At 70.8% G+C, this 18,033-nt stretch carries 17 protein-coding genes; 14 read left to right on the top strand and 3 right to left on the bottom strand.

Features of this window, described 5'->3' with window-relative positions; genetic code table 11:
• Nucleotides 1-7 precede the first annotated feature (7 nt).
• From ACGFI7_RS27150 to hisG, 3 genes are all read left to right on the top strand, one after another.
• Nucleotides 8-775 carry an SDR family oxidoreductase gene (locus ACGFI7_RS27150; protein WP_393409439.1) on the top strand — a complete coding sequence of 256 codons (768 nt, stop codon included), beginning with the start codon at nucleotides 8-10 and terminating at the stop codon, nucleotides 773-775.
• Between the two features lie 223 nt (nucleotides 776-998).
• Nucleotides 999-1,262 (top strand): phosphoribosyl-ATP diphosphatase, encoded by a 264-nt coding sequence (locus tag ACGFI7_RS27145; RefSeq protein ID WP_148031308.1) that lies wholly within the window; start codon nucleotides 999-1,001, stop codon nucleotides 1,260-1,262.
• Between the two features lie 57 nt (nucleotides 1,263-1,319).
• Nucleotides 1,320-2,174, top strand: a complete 855-nt coding sequence (gene hisG, locus ACGFI7_RS27140) for an ATP phosphoribosyltransferase (RefSeq protein ID WP_393409574.1) — start codon at nucleotides 1,320-1,322, stop codon at nucleotides 2,172-2,174.
• Nucleotides 2,175-2,246: 72 nt separating this feature from the next.
• Here the strand turns inward: hisG and ACGFI7_RS27135 are convergent, their stop codons facing one another.
• Together ACGFI7_RS27135 and ACGFI7_RS27130 are read right to left on the bottom strand one after the other, a co-directional pair.
• A complete protein-coding gene (locus ACGFI7_RS27135; RefSeq protein ID WP_393409438.1) occupies nucleotides 2,247-3,005 on the bottom strand; it encodes an endonuclease/exonuclease/phosphatase family protein in 759 nt (252 codons plus the stop codon).
• Nucleotides 3,002-4,312 carry an aminotransferase class V-fold PLP-dependent enzyme gene (locus ACGFI7_RS27130; protein ID WP_393409436.1) on the bottom strand — a complete coding sequence of 437 codons (1,311 nt, stop codon included), beginning with the start codon at nucleotides 4,310-4,312 and terminating at the stop codon, nucleotides 3,002-3,004. The genes ACGFI7_RS27135 and ACGFI7_RS27130 overlap by 4 nt, the downstream gene beginning before the upstream one ends.
• Before the next feature lie 131 nt (nucleotides 4,313-4,443).
• Here ACGFI7_RS27130 and ACGFI7_RS27125 point away from each other — a divergent pair, with 131 nt between their 5' ends.
• Nucleotides 4,444-5,097, top strand: a complete 654-nt coding sequence (locus ACGFI7_RS27125; protein ID WP_393409434.1) for an acVLRF1 family peptidyl-tRNA hydrolase — start codon at nucleotides 4,444-4,446, stop codon at nucleotides 5,095-5,097.
• Nucleotides 5,098-5,100: 3 nt separating this feature from the next.
• Here ACGFI7_RS27125 and ACGFI7_RS27120 read toward each other — a convergent pair whose 3' ends face one another.
• Nucleotides 5,101-5,919, bottom strand: a complete 819-nt coding sequence (locus ACGFI7_RS27120) for an NAD(P)H-binding protein (RefSeq protein ID WP_393409432.1) — start codon at nucleotides 5,917-5,919, stop codon at nucleotides 5,101-5,103.
• 94 nt (nucleotides 5,920-6,013) lie between these two features.
• Here ACGFI7_RS27120 and ACGFI7_RS27115 point away from each other — a divergent pair, with 94 nt between their 5' ends.
• The 10 genes from ACGFI7_RS27115 (at nucleotide 6,014) to ACGFI7_RS27070 (ending at nucleotide 17,945) form a co-directional block, all read left to right on the top strand.
• Nucleotides 6,014-6,580 (top strand): TetR/AcrR family transcriptional regulator, encoded by a 567-nt coding sequence (locus ACGFI7_RS27115; protein WP_393409431.1) that lies wholly within the window; start codon nucleotides 6,014-6,016, stop codon nucleotides 6,578-6,580.
• Nucleotides 6,581-6,674: 94 nt separating this feature from the next.
• Nucleotides 6,675-7,697: a LacI family DNA-binding transcriptional regulator gene (locus ACGFI7_RS27110; protein ID WP_393409429.1), complete on the top strand. Its 1,023-nt coding sequence runs from the start codon at nucleotides 6,675-6,677 to the stop codon at nucleotides 7,695-7,697.
• 451 nt (nucleotides 7,698-8,148) lie between these two features.
• Entirely contained in the window at nucleotides 8,149-8,763 is a 615-nt protein-coding gene (locus ACGFI7_RS27105; RefSeq protein WP_393409428.1) for a YesL family protein, read from the top strand.
• Nucleotides 8,760-10,319 carry an extracellular solute-binding protein gene (locus tag ACGFI7_RS27100; RefSeq protein WP_393409427.1) on the top strand — a complete coding sequence of 520 codons (1,560 nt, stop codon included), beginning with the start codon at nucleotides 8,760-8,762 and terminating at the stop codon, nucleotides 10,317-10,319. The genes ACGFI7_RS27105 and ACGFI7_RS27100 overlap by 4 nt, the downstream gene beginning before the upstream one ends.
• A gap of 83 nt (nucleotides 10,320-10,402) precedes the next feature.
• Complete coding sequence (locus ACGFI7_RS27095) at nucleotides 10,403-11,380, top strand: ABC transporter permease (RefSeq protein WP_393409426.1); 978 nt, start codon at nucleotides 10,403-10,405, stop codon at nucleotides 11,378-11,380.
• A 13-nt stretch (nucleotides 11,381-11,393) separates the two neighbouring features.
• The gene (locus ACGFI7_RS27090) at nucleotides 11,394-12,305 is read left to right on the top strand and encodes a carbohydrate ABC transporter permease (protein WP_219547717.1); all 912 of its coding nucleotides are present in this window, start codon (nucleotides 11,394-11,396) and stop codon (nucleotides 12,303-12,305) included.
• Between the two features lie 5 nt (nucleotides 12,306-12,310).
• Entirely contained in the window at nucleotides 12,311-14,902 is a 2,592-nt protein-coding gene (locus tag ACGFI7_RS27085) for a Tat pathway signal sequence domain protein (RefSeq protein ID WP_393409425.1), read from the top strand.
• Nucleotides 14,903-15,065: 163 nt separating this feature from the next.
• Entirely contained in the window at nucleotides 15,066-16,664 is a 1,599-nt protein-coding gene (locus ACGFI7_RS27080; RefSeq protein WP_393409424.1) for an ABC-F family ATP-binding cassette domain-containing protein, read from the top strand.
• 113 nt (nucleotides 16,665-16,777) lie between these two features.
• Nucleotides 16,778-16,993 (top strand): helix-turn-helix domain-containing protein, encoded by a 216-nt coding sequence (locus tag ACGFI7_RS27075; RefSeq protein WP_020547488.1) that lies wholly within the window; start codon nucleotides 16,778-16,780, stop codon nucleotides 16,991-16,993.
• A gap of 121 nt (nucleotides 16,994-17,114) precedes the next feature.
• Nucleotides 17,115-17,945, top strand: a complete 831-nt coding sequence (locus ACGFI7_RS27070) for an enoyl-CoA hydratase/isomerase family protein (RefSeq protein ID WP_393409422.1) — start codon at nucleotides 17,115-17,117, stop codon at nucleotides 17,943-17,945.
• The last annotated feature ends 88 nt before the right edge of the window (nucleotides 17,946-18,033 follow it).

The raw sequence follows: 18,033 nt of genomic DNA, 5'->3' as shown, positions 1-18,033 counted from the left end.
CTTGACCATGGACGAGCAAACCCCGCACCAGCGGGTCGCCCTGATCACCGGGGCGAACAAGGGGATCGGGCTGGCGACCGCGGAGCGGCTCGCCGCCCTGGGCATGACGGTCCTGATGGGAGCCAGGGACCCGCTGCGCGGCGAGGAGGCCGCGGAGCGGGTGCGCGCGGGCGGCGGCGACGCTCACCCGGTCGCCCTGGACGTCACCGACCCGGCCACCGTCAAGCAGACGGCGGCCTGGATCGAGGAGCTCTTCGGCCACCTCGACGTGCTGGTCAACAACGCGGCCATCACCGGCTCCGGCCGGGTCTCGCCCGAGGACGCCGTCGACCAGATCCCCAGCGTCGTCGACCTGGACATGGTGCGGGCGGTGTACGAGACCAACGTCTTCGGGGTGATCACCGTGACCAACACGATGCTCCCGCTGCTGCGGAGGTCCCCGGCGCCGCGCATCGTCAACCTCAGCAGCGGCGCCGGGTCGCTGGCCGTCACCAGCGACCCGTACGGCCCGATGAAGGGACTGCCGCCGTCGGCCGCGTACGCGCCCTCCAAGACGGCGCTGAACGCGCTGACCGTGCAGTACGCCAACGAGCTGCGCAAGGACGGCATCCTGGTCAACGCCGCCGCCCCGGGTTACGTGGCCACGGACATCAACAACCACCGCGGGTTCCTCACCCCCGCGCAGGGCGCCACGATCGTGGTCCGCCTGGCCACGCTCGACGCCGACGGCCCGACCGCCGGCTTCTTCAGCGCGGAGGGCCCCGTCCCCTGGTGACCCCCCGGCGGCCGGGCGCCCGCCCGGCCGCCGGCCTCTGTCCCTGTCGCGGGGGTCGTACGGGGAAGGCGCCGGAGAGGCGGGTACGACACGTACAGGGACAGGGGCGGGGCACCCCGGAAACGCCGGGCGACGCGCCCGGGAACGCGCCAACCCTCGGCGACTCCGGTGCCTGGCGCAGACTAGGCTTGAGTTGCACTCCTGCCGAACGACGAGAGAGATCATGAAGACCTTCGAAGAGCTGTTCGCCGAGCTGTCAGAGAAGGCGCAGACCCGGCCCGCGGGCTCGGGCACCGTGGCCGCGCTCGACGCCGGCGTCCATGCCATCGGCAAGAAGGTCGTCGAGGAGGCCGCCGAGAGCTGGATGGCCGCCGAGCACGAGTCGAACGACCGGGCCGCCGAGGAGATCTCGCAGCTCCTCTACCACGTGCAGGTGCTGATGATCGCGAAGGGGATCGGGCTGGACGAGGTGTACAAGCATCTCTAGGGCGCCCCGCGCCCGCCTCCGCCCACCACGACCCGCACTTTCGCGACACATCCGAGGATCACTGAAATGCTACGTCTGGCCGTACCCAACAAGGGCGTACTCAGCGAGGCCGCCCAGGTCATGCTCAAGGAGGCCGGCTACCGTCCCCGGCGCGACAGCAAGGAGCTGTTCGTCGTCGACGAGGCCAACGGCTGCGAGCTGTTCTTCCTGCGTCCCCGCGACATCGCCGTCTACGTCGGCGAGGGCACGCTCGACGCCGGCATCACCGGCAGGGACATGCTCATCGACTCCGGCGCGCCCGTCGAGGAGATCATGCCGCTCGGTTTCGGCGCCTCCACGTTCCGGCTGGCCGCCAAGACCGGCACCATGACGAGCGTGCACGACCTGCAGGGCCTGCGGGTCGCCACCTCCTACACCGGGCTGCTCGAGAAGTACCTGTCCGACCAGGGGGTCGACGCCCGCGTCATCAAGCTCGACGGCGCGGTCGAGACCGCCATCAGGCTGGGCGTCGCCGACGCGGTGGCCGACGTGGTCGAGACCGGCACCACGCTGCGCAACGTCGGCCTGGAGGTGTTCGGCGAGCCGATCATGCGCTCCGAGGCGGTGCTGATCAAGCGGCAGGGTGTGCCCGAGTCGTCCGGCACCCAGCAGATCATCCGCCGCTTCCAGGGGGTGGTGCACGCCCGCGACTTCGTGATGATGGACTACGACATCCGCGCCGAGCGGATCGAGGAGGCCATCGCGCTCACGCCCGGCATGGAGGGGCCGACGGTCTCCCCGCTGCACCGCGAGGGCTGGGTGGCCGTCCGGGCGATGGTCCGCCGCAAGGGCCACCAGCAGGTGATGGACCAGCTGTGGGACATCGGCGCCCGGGCCATCCTGGTCACCGACATCTACGCCTGCCGGCTCTGAGCCGCGCGGCCTGACCGGCGCGCCGCCTGGTGCGGCGCCGCCGAAGTTCCTCGTGGGTCGTGGACCGGGCCGTTAGTAGCGCACGTCGGCCAGCACGCCGTAGTGGTCGGAGCCCGGTTCCGGGCCGTCGCCGATGACCTCGCAGCGCACCGGGTGGCCCGCTCCGCCCGCGCGCGGCCAGGCGCTGAACACGTAGTCGAAGCGGCGGTCCGGATAGAGGGCGGGGCGGGCGAACGGGTTGGCGTTGCTCCACGTGTGCCCGGGGCCGCCCGTGCCCGCCACCTCCCAGGCGTCGTAGAACACCACGCCCGGCAGGCCGGGCGCCGTCCGTCCGGTGAGCATCCTGATCTCGTCGCTGTCGGGCGGCGCGTTGAAGTCGCCGCAGACCACCGCCGGACGCCGGCCCGCCGCCGCCTGCGCCACGAACGCCGTCAGCGCCCGCACCTGGTCCTGACGCTCGGCCGACTCGCCGAGCCGGTAGGAGCCCAGGGCCACGCTGAACACCTGCAGCGGCCCGCGCGGCCCCGCCAGCTCACAGAACAGCGCGCCGCCGGGCATCCTGCCGCCGGGCAACGTCCGCTCCTCCCGCCGGACGATCGGCCAGCGCGACAGGATCGCGCACAGCCGCCCCGGCAGCCCGGTCACGTGCTCGTAGCCGAGCTCCTGCCCGGCCCATTCCTGCAGGGCGATCACGTCCGGGTCCAGCTCGCGCACCAGCTTGGCGATTCGCTCCGCCCGTTCCTCGTACGGGCCGTGCTCGCCCCACACGTTCCAGGTCAGCACCCGGGCCGTCGTCTCGATCAGCGGCCCGTACGGCTCGGCCCAGTTCATGCGAGTCCCTTCACCGCCTCGATGGCGTGGTCGACCTGTTCGGGTGAGGTGACGATGCTGGTGCCGAAGCGCAGCAGCGACGGCACGTACGGGGTGGTCGAGGCGATGACCTTGCGGTCGTGCAGGCGCGCCACCGCCTCGGCGGGCTCCAGGCCGTCGATCGAGCAGCACACCAGCCCGGCGGACAGGTCGGGGGAGTCCGGGGTGGCGAGCCTGACATGCGGGAGCGCGCGCAGCCCGGCCTTGAGCCGGGTGGCCAGCTCCTGCGTACGGCGCTGCACGCGGTCCTTGCCGATCGCCGTCTGGAAGTTGAACGCCTGCGTCATCGCCCACCGGTGCTCGAACGCCTTGTAGCCGCCGGGCGTGGCCAGCTCGGCGGTGGTCTCGGCCGGGCCCTCCCCGCTCTGCCAGGCCATGAACGACGCCTGCCCGAAACCCGGGATGACCGGGGCGAGCGCGTCCCAGGCGCGCCCCCACAGGATGCCGGTGCCGCGCGGCCCGAACAGCCACTTGTGGGTGCCGCTGGCCATGAAGTCGCAGCCCAGGTCGTCCATCCCGTCAGCCACGGCGCCGAACCCGTGCACCCCGTCGACGCACAGCAGCGCCCGGTCGGCCTCGTCGCGGCCCCGGTTGGCCTCGGCCAGCATGTCGGCGACGGACCGGATCGGCAGCCGCACCCCGGTGCTGGAGTGGACCCACGTCACCGCCACCACGCGGGTGCGCGGTCCCAGGCCCTCCTTGATCGCCTCGACCATCCGGCCGGCCGAGGCCCGGGCCGGATCGTCGTACAGCCTGACCCTGCGCACCTTCGCGCCGGTGCGGTCGGCGAGCAGCCGCACTCCCTCGTGGGTGGCCAGGAAGTCGTGCTCGGTGGTGAGGACGTCCTGGCCGCGGGTGAGCCGCAGGCCGGAGTAGAGCAGGCCGAGGCCCATCGTGGTGCTGTCGGTGAGCGCGATCTCCTGGGCGGCGGCGCCGATGAACCGCGCGGCCGTCTCCCGGATGGACTCGTCGGGGGAGCGGCCGCCGGGCAGGTAGTGCGGGTCGGCGTCCAGGCCCGCGCGGTGCCGCTCGATCGCCGCGCGCACCGGGGCGGGCGCGGGGGCCAGCACGAACGCCGCGAACTGCCCGTACGCCGGATCCAGGGTGAACTGGGCGCGCACCGACTCCCAGTCGTCCGGGTCGAAGGCCGGCGCGCCGGTCGCCGTGGTCGTCGCGGCGGGCTGAGGGGCAGGGGATGACGTGCAGGCCGCCACCCCGGCGAGCATGCCGGTGCCGAGCAGAGCCCGTCTGTTCAGCGGTCGCGTCACGCCTCCTTCCTATCCCGGCGCGCCGGGATCTGCCCAGAGGACCGGACGAGTCGTTACCTGCGGGACCCGGGCGACACCGGCACCACGGCTCTCCGGGATGCCGGGGAAGATCCGTCCGCTAGCCTTCCCGCATGAGTGCGCGACCGGCGAAGGGCGGTGGCCGGTGGGTGTCCGTGCCGCCGGAGCGGCTGAATCCGTGGATCGACGGGTTCGCCACCCGCCACGGGCCCTTCGAGGCCACCGGGGACGACCGTCTCGTGCGGCTGACGGCCCGTGACGGCGCGCTGGCCGAGCTGCACGTGCCCTTCCCGCCGATGCGCCCGGGGCCGCCGCACGTGACCCGGCTCGTCGAGCACGCCCGCGCCGCCCGCCGGGTGGGGGTGGTGCTGGTGCGGCTGGGCGGGTACGCGGCCGGGGTGTTCGACGGGGTGGAGCTGGTGGCGTCCAAGGTCGGATCGCGGCTGGTGCAGGGGCGTACCGCGGCCGGCGGCTGGTCCCAGCAGCGCTTCGCCCGCCGCAGGTCCAACCAGGCGGACAAGGCGTTCGAGGTGGCCGCCGAGACCGCGCTGCGGGTCGTGGCGCCGCACCTGGACCAACTGGACGCCGTCGTGCTCGGCGGCGACCGCAAGGCGGTCGACGCCCTGCGCGCCGACCGGCGGCTGGCACCGCTGCTGGCCCTGGAGGCGGAGCCGTTCCTGACGGTCCCCGACCCGAAGCTGGCGGTGCTCAAGGAGACGCCGTCCCAGTTCCGGGCGGTACGCGTGCGCGTGGTGGACCCGCCCTGACCCTCAGGCGTCGAAGGCGTGGGCGTGATCGGCGAGGAAGTCCGCGAGCGAGCGCGGCGGGCGGCCGGTGAGGTCCTCGACCGTGGACGAGGCCGAGGCCCAGTCCTCCGTCCCCATCTCCCGCATCATCGCGGCCAGCTGGGCGGCGAGGGCGTCGGGGAGCCCCTGTGCCGTCAGGTGGGCGGTCAGGTCAGGGACCGGCAGGTCGACGTAGGTCACCGGTCGGCCGGTCGCGGCCGTGATCGCGGCGGCGATCTCGTCGTGGGTGAGCGCCTCGGGACCGGTCAGCGTGTAGGTCTCGCTCGGCCCGACCGGCCTGGTCAGCAGTGCCGCCGCCACCGCGGCGATGTCCCGGCTGTCGATGTAGCTGACCCGGGCCGCCCCGTACGAGCCGTGGAAGCGGCCGTCGCGCACCTCCGTCAGCAGGTTCTGCATGAACCCGCCCGGCCGCAGGATCGCGTGCGGCACGCCCGAGGCGCGCAGGTGCTCGTCGATGTGGCCGTGCATGTCCTGGCCGAGCCGGCCGCCCGGCCTGGCGTGCCGCACCGAGACCGTCACCACCTGCGCCACCCCGGCCGCCCGGGCCAGGTCGATCACCGCGCGGTGGGCGTCGACCACGCCCGGGAAGAGAGAGCTGTTGAGGAACAGCCGGTCACCCGGTGACAGGTGCGCGGCGATCGACTCCGGCTGTTCGAGGTCGCCCAGCGCGTGCGGGCATCCCACCTCGGCGGGCTTGCGGACCACGGCGAGCACCTCGTCGGGAGGCAGGAGGGAGACGAGTTCCCGGCCGATCGAGCCGGTGGCGCCGGTGACGACGATCATGAGTGCTCCTAAGCGGATGACGACATTCCGGTTAAGGGGAACGTACAGGAAGCGGAATGTCGTCGTCCACATATTCGGGGGTACGCTTCCCTCCGTGCGTGCGGACGCCAGGCGCAACCTGGGCAAGATCGTGGAGGCCGCGGCGGCCGTCATGGCCGAGCGCGGTCCAGCGGCGCCCATGGAACTCATCGCCCGCCGCGCGGGCGTCGGCGTGGGCACCCTCTACCGGCGCTTCCCCGACCGGGCCGCGTTGCTCGCCGCCATGGGCGAGCACTACGTGCACTCCCTGGCCGAGGCCCTGGACCGGGCGGTGGAGGAGGAGCCCGACGCCTGGAGCGCGCTGCGGGCGTTCGTGCTGTGGGTGGGCGACACCGGGCGGGGCGTGCTCGCCGCCGCGCTGGCCGGGGTGCCCGAGGAGGAGACGGTCGGGCCCGGGTTCGTGGAGATCCGGCGACGGTGGCTGGAGCGGTTCACCGGCCTCGTCGAGCAGGCGCAGGCCGACGGCCGGATGCGCGCCGACGTCGGGGCTGAGGACGTGGTGGCGCTGCTCAACCTGTTCGCCTGCCATCCCGACTCGTTGCCTCCGCGGGTGGCGGCCCGGCCCGCCTGGTTCCTCGGGCTGATGCTGGACGGGATGGGCGCCGGGGCCGCGCAGGGGTGATCACGGGATCGGCACATCTTTGAGACGATTCAAAAAAATCTTCAAGGCCGCTATGATGGGACGCGTTCACAGCGGCACGGCCTCGTGAGGATCAATGGGGACCAGGAGCATCAAGGAGGTCGCGCAGCTGGCGCGGGTCTCGGTCGGCACCGTGAGCAACGTGCTCAACCGCCCCGAGATCGTCTCGCCCCCGACGCGTGAGCGGGTCTTCGAGGCCATCCGCGAGCTGGGCTTCGTCCGCAACGAGGTGGCCCGTCACCTGCGCGTCGGCCGCAGCCGCACGGTCGGGCTGGTCGTCCTCGACGTCTCCAACCCGTTCTTCGCCGACGTCGCCCAGGGCGCCGAGTCCGTGGCCGACGAGCACGACACGATGATGATGCTCTGCAACAGCGCCGCCGACCCCGACCGCGAGCGCCGCCACCTCGACCAGCTCGAACAGCAGCGGGTGCTGGGCGTGCTGATCACGCCGGTCGACGCCGCCAGCCCGCGCCTGGCCCAGCTCACCGCCAGGGGCACGCCCGTGGTGCTGGTCGACAGCGCCGCCGCCGGCCCGCAGTGCTCGGTCGCGGTCGACGACCGGCTCGGCGGCCGGCTCGCCGCCGCCCACCTGGTCGAGCGCGGCCACCGGCGCATCGCGTTCGTCGGCGGGCCGCTGTCGATCAAGCAGGTCGCCGACCGCCGGGACGGGGCGTCCGCCGCCGTGGCGGCCGCGGGGGAGGGCGCCGAGCTGGTCGACTTCGAGATCACCTCGCTCGGCGTCGCCGCCGGCCGGGCCGCGGGCGAACGCCTGGCCGCGCTGCCCGAGGCGCAGCGGCCCACGGCCGCCTTCTGCGCCAACGACCTGCTCGCGCTGGGGTTCCTGCAGGCCATGTCGCTGCGCGGGCTGCGGGTGCCCGACGACGTGGCCATCGTCGGCTACGACGACATCGACTTCGCCGCCGCCGCGGCGGTGCCGCTGTCGTCGGTGCGCCAGCCGCGCGAGCTGCTCGGGCGTACCGCGATCGAGCTGCTGCTGGAGGAGGTCACGGCGGCGGACGAGCACCGGCACAGGCAGGTGATCTTCCAGCCCGACCTGGTGGTCAGGGAGTCGAGCAAGGCGGTCCGCCGCGACACCTGACGGTCCTGGTCGCACGCGCCCCGGGTGGGGGTGCGCGTGTCCCGGCACGGCGGGCTCGTAGGACTCGTTGAGAAGGGGGCGAGCCCGCGACCAGCGCTGCGCACCCGTCGGGTGCCCATTCGGGGGCGGGGGAGGCCCTGGTGAGCATGCGTGTCCCGGGCTCGGGGCGTACGCGTCAGGAAGGGCTGAACGCGCACGCGGGGGCCCAGGCTCGGTGCTGTGCCGCGGTACGTGCCGGATGCGAGGTTGGGAAGGCGTTTTCCCAGACCGGCGTCCAGTGGCCGGATTCCTGGGCTGAGATGGTTGACTTTGATTCGATTCAACACTACTTTCGCAGCAACCGACCGCCGTTCACCCCCGCGTAACGGGACGGGAACCACCCGGCAACGGGTCCCGTCCACGGGTCCGCGCACACGCCACGAGAAGATGCTGCCGGATGAGCCATTCCGCCATGTCAATCAGGTTTCAGGCCGCCTGTTCCGAGGTGGTCTGGGCGGCCCGGCTGAACGTGCTCTGGATCGCCTTCACGCTTCTCGGCGGGGTGGTCCTGGGGCTCGGGCCGGCCACCGTGGCCGCGTACGCGCTGGCCCGCAGGCATGCTCAGGGTGAATCGATTCAGGGCGTGGGTGAGTTCTGGCGCGTCTACCGGCGCGAGTTCGTCCGCGCGTCCCTGCTCGTCCTGCCCCTGGCGGTGGTCGCCACCGTCCTGATCGGCAACTACCTGTACTTCACCGCCCTGGGCCCGGACGCGGCGCCCTGGCGGGTGGCCACCCTGGTGGCGCTCGTCGCGCTGGCCGGCGTCGGGTCCTACCTGGGGCCGCTCTACGCGCACTACGACCTGCCGTTGCCGGCCTACCTGCCGAAGGCGTCGCTGCTGGCGCTGACCCGGCCCGCCTCGTCCGTCCTGCTGCTGTTCGTGCTCGCCGCGATCGTCTTCGCGACGGTGGCGGCGCCCCTCCTCGCCCTGCTCATCAGCGCCGGCGCGTGGATCTGCCTCAACACGTGGCTCTGCCTGCGCTTCTTCGCCGAGAACGAGGCGCGTCTGCACTCGAAAGGGAACCGATGACCGCATCCCGTCGTCGCCGGCTGGCAGCCGGTGCGTTAACGCTAACAGCGGCCCTCGTCGCCTCCGCCTGCTCCAGCGGCAGCGGCGGTGAGGCGGCGGACACGAACACGCTGACCATGATGGTCCCGCTCTTCCAGACCGCCCCCGACCCCAAGGGGGAGATCCACCAGGCGGTCGAGAAGCTGATCGGCAAGAAGCTCCAGATCACCTGGGTGCCCAACGCCGACTACAACGAGAAGACCAACATCACGCTCGCGTCCGCCTCCCTGCCGGACGTGATGGTCATCCAGGACAACAAGGGCGCGTCCTTCGTCAAGGCCGCCAAGGCGGGGGCGTTCTGGGACCTGACCGACAAGCTCGACAAGTACCCGAACCTCAAGCCGAAGTCACAGCAGGTCTGGATGAACTCCAAGACCGACGGCCGCAACTACGGCATCTACCGGGTCCGCCCGCTGCTCCGCTCGGCCGTCATCCTGCGCAAGGACTGGCTGGAGAAGCTCGACCTGGAGCTGCCCAAGACCACCGACGACCTGTACGAGATCGCCAAGGCGTTCACCGAGAAGGACCCGGACGGCAACGGCAAGAAGGACACCTACGGCCTCATCCTGCCGAAGTGGCCCGCCCCCGTGTTCTCCGCGTCCAGCCCGTACAACGCCATCGACGTCTGGTTCGGCACCCCCAACAACTACGGCGTGCGCGACGGCAAGCTGGTGCCCGAGTTCGACGTGCCGGAGTTCTGGGAGGCCCAGAAGTACACGAAGAAGTTCATCGACGAAGGCCTGGTCAACCCCGACTGGGCGACCCTCGACACCGGCAAGTGGAACGACCCGTTCCTGCAGGGCAAGGGCGGCATCATCATCGACGTCAACGTCCGGGCCGGCGAGCTCTTCGACAAGTTCAAGGAGCTGGACCCGGAGACGTACGACCAGAAGGTCGCGATGGCGGGCAACCTGACGCGGCCCGACGGGCAGAAGTTCTCCCTGCCGTTCACCGGCTTCAACGGCATCGTGGCGATCTCCAAGCAGCGCGTGCAGACCGAGGAGCAGCTCGACGACGTGCTGACGACGCTGGACAAGCTGGCGTCCAAGGAAGGCTCGATCCTGGTCAACAACGGGATCGAGGGCCGCAACTTCAAAGCCGAGAACGGCTTCGCCGTCAAGATCGACGAAGAGGACCCGGCGATCAAGGTCATCAACAACGACGTCCAGTTCGGCTTCATCCAGCTCGGCATGACCTCCAGCGTCGGCGTGGCCGGGGAGGCGTACGAGTGGATGCGCCCCAGCCAGGCCGAGCAGGAGTGGCTCAAGCAGCGCGACGAGCTCATGGAGCTCGACCTGCAGACCGCGGTGCACGACCCGTCGCTGCCGGTGATCTCGCAGACGGCGGTCGACCAGGGCCCGACCCTCAACCCGATCCCCACCGACGCCCGCATCAAGTATCTGGCGGGTGACCTGAGCGAGGAGCAGTTCAAGGCGGAGATCAAGCGCTGGTACGACAGCGGCGGCACCCAGATCCTCACCGAGCTCCAGGCGGGGATCTCCAAGGTAGGCGGCTGACGGCTCGGCCGGGAGGCCTGGGGACACCCGGGCCTCCCCTTTCGACATTCGGAAAGTTTGGAAAGTTCGGAAAGGAGGCCGCCGTGGCCACCGATCTGGCGTCGCCCGTCACCGAGGCGGCCCCCAGGAGCAGGCGGGACGGGCCCGGCAAGGTGCCGGTCCGCACGGCGCTGCGGCGCTACCGCTGGCTGTACGTGATGCTCATCCCCGGCCTGGTCTACTTCGCGATCTTCAGATACCTGCCGATGTACGGCCTGACCATCGCGTTCCAGGACTTCCTGCCGTTCTCCGGCTACGCGGGCAGCCCCTGGGTCGGTCTCAAGCACTTCGAGACGCTGTTCACCGGGCCCGACTTCGGCCGGCTGCTCTTCAACACCCTGTTCCTCGCGCTGCTGACCGCGGTCTTCGTCTTCCCGGCGCCGATCATCATCGCGCTGCTGCTGAACGAGCTGCGGGTCAGCGTCTACAAGCGCTACGTGCAGTCGCTGATCTACATCCCGCACTTCCTGTCCTGGACGATCGTCTTCTCGCTGACGTACCTGCTGTTCGCAGTGGACTTCGGCGTCATCGCCGGCTGGATCCACGGCCTGAGCGGCGGCGGTCCCCAGATCGACTACATGGCCCGGCCCGAGTGGTTCCGGCCGCTGGTCATCCTGCAGCTGCTCTGGAAGACGTCCGGCTGGGGGACGATCATCTACCTCGCCGCGCTGGCCGGCGTGGACACCAACCTGTACGAGGCGGCGCGCATGGACGGCGCCGGCCGGTGGCGCCAGTTCTGGCACGTCACACTGCCCGCGATCCGCCCCACGATCGTGGTCATGGCGATCCTGACCTCCGGCAACCTCCTCGACCAGAGCTTCGAGCAGATCTGGCTGCTCACCAACTCGCTGAACCGCTCCACCGCCGAGGTGTTCGACACCTTCGTCTACTACGTCGGCATCCAGGGCGCCGGCTACAGCTACGCCACGGCGGTCGGCCTGTTCAAGGGGATCGCCGGCGTCGTCCTGATCTTCGGCGCCAACTGGCTGGCCAAGCGCATGGGCCAGCGGGGACTGTTCTGAGGAGCCCGTGGACATGTCTGCCAACACCTCGACCGACCGGCCCGCGGGCACGTCGATCAAGCACTACGGCTCGCTCGGCAGCCGGGTGTTCGACACGCTGAACGTCATCCTGCTCGGCGGGCTCGCGCTGATCACCGTGCTCCCGCTGCTCTACGTGCTCGCCGGGTCGTTCGCGACCGAGTCGGAGATCTCCACCCGGCCGTTCTTCCTGTGGCCGGAGAAGTTCGTCACCAGCACGTACGAGTACGTCTTCGCCAACGACACCATGCTGCGGGCGCTGCTCACCACGGTCGTGGTGACGGCGGTGGGCACCGTGGTGCAGGTCGCGCTGACCTTCACCATGGCCTACCCGCTGTCGAAGAAGTATCTGCCCGGCCGGGCCCTGGTGCTCAACCTGGTGGTGTTCACGCTCGTCTTCGGCGGCGGGATCGTGCCGACCTTCCTGGTGGTGCGCGACCTGGGGCTGCTGGACAGCTACTGGGCGCTCATCCTGCCGCTGGCCATCAACCCGTTCTACCTGATCATCGTCAAGTCGTTCTTCCAGGAGCTGCCGCAGGCCCTGGAGGAGGCGGCGCGCATCGACGGCTGCAACGAGATGGGGGTGTTCTTCAAGATCGTCCTGCCGCTGTCGAAGCCGATCATCGCCACGTTCTCGCTGTTCTACGCGGTGGGCATCTGGAACGACTACATGTCGCCGCTGCTGTACATCAACGACAACGACAAATGGACCCTGCAGGTGCTCGTCAGGCAGCTCACCAGCCCCGACGCGGCCAACGCCATCAGCGCCCTGGACACAGTCTTCTTCCCGGCCAAGGGCCTGATGTTCGCCGTGGTGGTCATCGCCACGCTGCCGATCCTGCTCTTCTACCCGTTCCTGCAGAAGCACTTCGCCAAGGGCGTGCTGATCGGGTCGGTGAAGGAGTGACCGAGGTGGAGACCACCCTGCGCTGGCTGGACCGTCCGGGCGGGCAGGGGGTGACCTGGGGCGTCCCGTGGCCGCGCGGCACGGTCGCGGCCGGCGCGCCGTTCGGGCTGACCGGCCCCGGCGGTGCGGAGCTGCCGGTGCAGAGCTGGACCACGGCCACCTGGCCTGACGGCTCGGTCAAGTGGTCCGCGCACGCCGCCGTCCCCGGGGATCCCGGCGAGGGGGCGTACCGGCTCGTACCCGGAAGGAACCCCGCGGCGCCGCGCGTGCCCGTCACCGTCGCCCGCGAGGGTGGCCTGCTCCGGGTGAGCACCGGGCCCGTCACCTGGACGATCGCGGAGGAGGGGGACACCCTGGTGCGGTCCGCGCACCGCGACGGCCGGAAGATCCTCCGCGACGTCCGCCTGGTCAGCCTGCGCCAGGACGGTCCCACCCCCGACGAGGGCGGCGCCGTCCGGCGGGAGAGCGTCACCGGACGGGTCGAGCGGGTCACGGTCGAACAGGACGGCCCGGTGCGCGCGGTGATCAGGGCGGAGGGCCGGCACGGCGACTGGCTGCCCTTCACCGTCCGCCTGTACTTCTACGCCGGGGCCGAGGACGTGCGGATCGCGCACACGTTCGTCTGGGACGGCGACCCGGGCCGGGACTTCCTGGCCGGGCTGGGCCTGCGCGCCGGCGTGGTGATGCGGGACGAGCCGCACGACCGGCACGTCCGGCTGGCCGGCCCCGGCGGCTTCCTCACCGAGGCCGTGCGCGGCCTGACCGGCCTGCGCCGCGACCCCGGCGAGGACGTGCGGCGCGCCCAGGTCGAGGGCCGCCCGTGCGGGCCCATCGGCAACCCCGAGGTGGCCGGCCGGCTCCACCTCATACCCGCCTGGAACGACTACACGCTCGACCAGAACTCCGCCGACGGCTACCTGCTGCGCAAGCGCACCGCCGAGGGCCACGCCTGGGTGACGATCCCGTCCGGCACCCGCTCGGCCGGGTACGGCTACGTCGGAGGGATCAGCGGCGGCCTCGGCTTCGGGCTGCGCGACTTCTGGCGTCTGCACCCCACCAGGCTCGACGTCCGCGACGCCGCCACCGGCCTGGCCACCGCCACCGTCTGGCTCTGGTCCCCGTCCGCGCCGGCCATGGACCTGCGGTTCTGGCACGACGGCCTGGGCCAGGACACCTTCGCCGAGCAGCTCGAAGGACTGGAGATCACGTACGAGGACCACGAACCCGGATTCGGCGACCCGTACGGCGTCGCCCGCACCCACGAGCTGACCCTGCGCGCGTACGCCGCCACGCCAGCGCACCCGGAACTGGCCGCGCACGCCGCCGTCATGAACGAGCCCCCGCTGCTGGTCGCCTCCCCCGAGAGGATCAAGGCGGCCGGCGTGTTCGGCGACTGGGCCCCGGCCGACCGGAGCACGCCGGCCCGCGCCGCGATCGAGGACCGGCTGGACTTCCTGTTCGACCTGTACGCGCGCGAACGTGAGCAGCGCCGCTGGTACGGGTTCTGGGACTACGGCGACGTCATGCACACCTACGACGCCGACCGGCGCACCTGGCGTTACGACGTCGGCGGCTACGCCTGGGACAACTCCGAGCTGTCGCCGGACCTGTGGCTGTGGTACCAGTTCCTGCGGACCGGCAGGGCCGAGGTGTTCCGCCTCGCCGAGGCGATGACCCGCCACACCGGCGAGGTCGACGTCTACCACCTGGGCCGGTGGAAGGGCCTGGGCAGCCGCCACAACGTGCAGCACTGGGGGTGCAGCTGCAAGCAGTTGCGCATCTCCAGCGCCGTCTACCGGCGCTTCTTCCACTACCTGACCGCCGACGAGCGAACCGGTGACCTGCTCGACGAGGTGGCGTCCGCCGAGGAGGCGTACGCGGCCCTGGACCCGCTGCGCAAGGTGCGCGAGGACGTCTACACGCCCGACCCGTCGGCGCTGTCGATCGGGCTCGGCACCGACTGGGGCGCGCTCGCCGCCGCCTGGCTGACCCGCTGGGAGCGGCACGGCGACGAGCGTGCCAGGGACAAGCTGCTGGGCACCATGGCCGGCATCGGCGCGCTGCCCCGCGGGTTCCTCACCGGCGAGGCCCGCCTCGACCTGGCCGCCGGCCGGTTCGACACCTCCAGGGACGCCGTCTCCGTCTCGCACCTGTCGGCCGTCTTCGGCCTGCCCGAGATCTGCTCGGAGCTGCTCGCGCTCGGCCTGGACGTGCCCGGGTTCGAGCGGGCCTGGCTCGACTACTGCCGCCTCTACCTCGCCGCGCCCGAGCGGCAGGCCGCCGAGACGGGCCGCCCGCTGACCGGCGTCTCGCTGATCCAGGCGCACAGCCGCCTGGCCGCCTACGCCGCCGCCCGGCTGGACGACCCCGAGCTGGCCGCGCTGGCCTGGCGGGCGTTCTTCAGGGACGAGGGCGACCAGCTCAACACCAACCCGTTGCAGCGCGAGCCCGTCTGGCGGCTGACCCGGGTCGAGGGGCCGCAGGTGCCCGCCGCGCTCTGGGACGCGCCGTTCGTCAGCACCAACGACGCCGCCCAGTACGGGCTCGCCGCGATCCAGAACCTGGCCCTGATCGCCGCGCACCTGCCGGAGGGCTGACGGAATCGAACCCCGGCCGCCCGGCGTTCACCGGTGTGCGACGCGTTAAGCAGAGGTGGAGCTCCAGGCACGGGCCCTACACTGATCGGTATGCACACTCCCGATTGACCGGCGTCGCACGCCCTCATCCCTCGTTTCCTAGCTCGGGAGTGCTTCGCCAACCATGATCATCGCTACTGACATCGAACTGCGTGCGGGCTCGCGCCTCCTCATCGAGAACGCCTCCTTCCGGGTCAACCCCGGCGACAAGATCGGGCTCGTCGGCCGCAACGGCGCCGGCAAGACAACCCTCACCAAGGTGCTGGCCGGGGAGGGGCTGCCGGCCGGCGGCACCGTCACCCGCACCGGCAGCGTCGGCTACCTGCCGCAGGATCCCCGCACCGGCGACCTGGAGGTGCTCGCCCGCGACCGCGTGCTGTCGGCCAGGGGCCTGGACGACGTACTGCGCAGGCTGCGCCAGGCCGAGCTCGGCATGTCCTCGGCCGACGAGCGCACCCGCGAGCGGGCGGTCCGGCAGTACGGCCGGCTGGAGGACCAGATGCACGTGCTCGGCGGCTACGCCGCCGAGTCGGAGGCGGCCTCCATCGCCTCCAGCCTCGGTCTGCCCGACCGGGTGCTCGGGCAACCGCTGAAAACGCTTTCTGGCGGCCAGCGCCGCAGGGTGGAATTGGCGAGAATTCTTTTCAGCGGCGCGGAAACTCTCCTTCTGGATGAGCCGACAAACCACCTAGATGCGGACTCAATCGGGTGGCTTCGTGATTTTTTGCGATCTCATCAGGGCGGCTTGGTGATCATCAGCCACGACGTCCAGCTTCTTGAAGCCACGGTCAACAAGGTGCTCCACCTGGACGCCAACCGGTGCGTGGTCGATCACTACAACGTCGGCTGGAAGGCCTATCTCGCCCAGCGCGAGACCGACGAGAAGCGCCGCAAGCGCGAGCGCGCCAACGCCGAGAAGCAGGCCGGGGCGCTGCTGGCGCAGGCCGACAAGATGCGCGCCAAGGCCACCAAGGCCAAGGCCGCGCAGGACATGATGCGCCGCGCGCACCGTCTGCTGGCCTCCACCGAGGAGGAGCGGGTGAACGACAAGGTGGCCAGGCTGCGCTTCCCCGAGCCCCAGCCGTGCGGCCGCACCCCGCTGACCGCCGAGGGCCTGTCCAAGTCCTACGGGTCCCTGGAGGTCTTCACCGACGTCGACGTGGCCATCGACCGAGGTCATCGGGTGGTCATCCTCGGCCTCAACGGCGCCGGCAAGACCACGCTGCTGCGCCTGCTGGGCGGTCTGGAGCAGCCCGACACCGGGATGATCCGGCCCGGCCACGGCCTGAAGATCGGTTATTACGCCCAGGAGCACGAGACGCTCGACGCTGACAGAACCGTCCTGGAGAACATGCGTTCGGCAGGCGGAACGTTCACTGACACCGAGCTGCGCAAGGTTCTCGGATCGTTCCTGTTCTCCGGCGACGACGTCGACAAACCGGCCGGAGTCCTCTCCGGAGGCGAGAAGACCCGTCTCGCACTGGCCACACTGGTGCTTTCCAGCGCCAATGTGCTGCTGCTCGACGAGCCCACCAACAACCTCGATCCGGTCAGCCGTGAGCAGGTTCTCCAAGCTCTGAGGTCGTATTCAGGAGCGATCGTCCTGGTGACCCATGACGAGGGTGCCGTCGACGCCCTTTCACCGGATAGGGTGATCTTGCTGCCAGACGGAACTGAAGACGCGTGGAGCGAGGAATTTTCCGATCTTGTGGCACTTGCCTGATCTTAATTTGGGTGGGTACGGATCTTTTCCCGTGGAGTAGGTAGCCGATCCCGCTGAAATGACTGATCATGGCGGAGTAACGCTGCGGAAGTCCGGCACTACAGGAGGTACTCGTGGCCGAGACACTGAAGAAGGGCACCCGGGTGACTGGGGCCGATCGCGAGAAACTGGCCGGCGACCTGAAGAAGCGCTATGCCGCGGGCGAGAGCATCCGCGCCCTGGCGGCTTCGACCGGCCGGTCCTACGGGTTCATCCACCGCATCCTCAGCGAGTCCGGGGTGACTCTGCGCGGACGCGGAGGGGCGACCCGAGGCAAGTCCAAGCGCTGACGGCCGCCTCGGAACGTGCGACCGCAGCCGCTCGTCCCTAGTCAGCCTGCCGTCGCGCCCGGCGGCCAGAATGTCATTCTGTAAGCTCGGGCGCGACGGTTCAGCGAGGAGGGCAGCGGTGATGGCGGACACGAAGGCGCAGCAGCGCGGGGGGTATGCGGAGGAGGTTTCCGCCGAAGAGCTGGCGGAGATCGGCCTGCGCTTCGAGGTGGACGGTGAGATAGCCACGATCACCCTGAACCGGCCGGAGAAGCGGAACGCACAGACGACCGCGACCTGGTCGGCTCTGGCGCGAATCGGCGCCGGCTTGCCGGAGCAGGTGCGCGTGGTCGTGGTGAAAGGTGAGGGACCGTCCTTCTCGGCAGGCATCGACCTGCGGATGTTCACGAAAGAGGGGGTGCCGGGGCAGGGCTCGTTCGGCTCGGCCAGCAGGCAGGACGACAGCTCGCTGCAGGAGCTGATCGGCCAGGCCCAGCAGGGTTTCCTGTGGCTGCGCCGCCCCGAGATCGTCTCCATCGCGGCCGTGCACGGACACGCGGTCGGCGCGGGGTTCCAGCTCGCGCTCTCCTGTGACCTGCGGATCGTGGCCGACGATGTCAAGTTCTGCATGAAAGAGCCCGCACTCGGGCTGGTGCCCGATCTGACCGGCACCAAGCCACTGGTGGAGCTGGTGGGCCTGGCCAAGGCGATCGACATCTGCCTCACGGCCAGGAACGTGGAGGCCGACGAGGCCTACCGCATCGGCCTGGCCGAGCAGGTGGTCGCCGGGGGCGACCTCGACAAGGCCGTGGCCGCCAAGGTCGCGCAGCTGCTGTCGACCAACCGCGACGCGGCGGCGGCGACCAAGCGACTCCTTCAGGGCGCGTCCGGGCGCACCCTGGAGGAGCAGAGAGCCGCGGAGGGCGCCGAACAGGCCGTACGCCTCCGCGCGGTCTTCAACGCACAGTCCTGACCGGTTCCGGGCGGTTACGCCACGAGCTGAGGAGGGAATCGACAGACGGCCCGGCGGCGCTTTGCTGGGGGAGTGGAGGGATTTCCCC

The organism is Nonomuraea sp. NPDC048826 (genome assembly GCF_043198225.1).
Classification (GTDB): domain Bacteria; phylum Actinomycetota; class Actinomycetes; order Streptosporangiales; family Streptosporangiaceae; genus Nonomuraea.
Note: the sequence above shows the minus strand (reverse complement) of the source record. Positions and strands in the feature narration are given on the sequence as shown.

Bases quoted from the DNA above. Each gene is read 5' to 3' on its own strand.
- ACGFI7_RS27125 (WP_393409434.1), top strand. From the start codon at position 4,444: ATGAGTGCGCGACCGGCGAAGGGCGGTGGCCGGTGGGTGTCCGTGCCG.
- ACGFI7_RS27120 (WP_393409432.1), bottom strand. From the start codon at position 5,919: ATGATCGTCGTCACCGGCGCCACCGGCTCGATCGGCCGGGAACTCGTC.
- ACGFI7_RS27135 (WP_393409438.1), bottom strand. From the start codon at position 3,005: ATGAACTGGGCCGAGCCGTACGGGCCGCTGATCGAGACGACGGCCCGG.
- ACGFI7_RS27150 (WP_393409439.1), top strand. From the start codon at position 8: ATGGACGAGCAAACCCCGCACCAGCGGGTCGCCCTGATCACCGGGGCG.
- ACGFI7_RS27105 (WP_393409428.1), top strand. From the start codon at position 8,149: ATGTCAATCAGGTTTCAGGCCGCCTGTTCCGAGGTGGTCTGGGCGGCC.
- ACGFI7_RS27080 (WP_393409424.1), top strand. From the start codon at position 15,066: ATGATCATCGCTACTGACATCGAACTGCGTGCGGGCTCGCGCCTCCTC.
- ACGFI7_RS27090 (WP_219547717.1), top strand. From the start codon at position 11,394: ATGTCTGCCAACACCTCGACCGACCGGCCCGCGGGCACGTCGATCAAG.
- ACGFI7_RS27070 (WP_393409422.1), top strand. From the start codon at position 17,115: ATGGCGGACACGAAGGCGCAGCAGCGCGGGGGGTATGCGGAGGAGGTT.
- ACGFI7_RS27100 (WP_393409427.1), top strand. From the start codon at position 8,760: ATGACCGCATCCCGTCGTCGCCGGCTGGCAGCCGGTGCGTTAACGCTA.
- ACGFI7_RS27110 (WP_393409429.1), top strand. From the start codon at position 6,675: ATGGGGACCAGGAGCATCAAGGAGGTCGCGCAGCTGGCGCGGGTCTCG.
- ACGFI7_RS27145 (WP_148031308.1), top strand. From the start codon at position 999: ATGAAGACCTTCGAAGAGCTGTTCGCCGAGCTGTCAGAGAAGGCGCAG.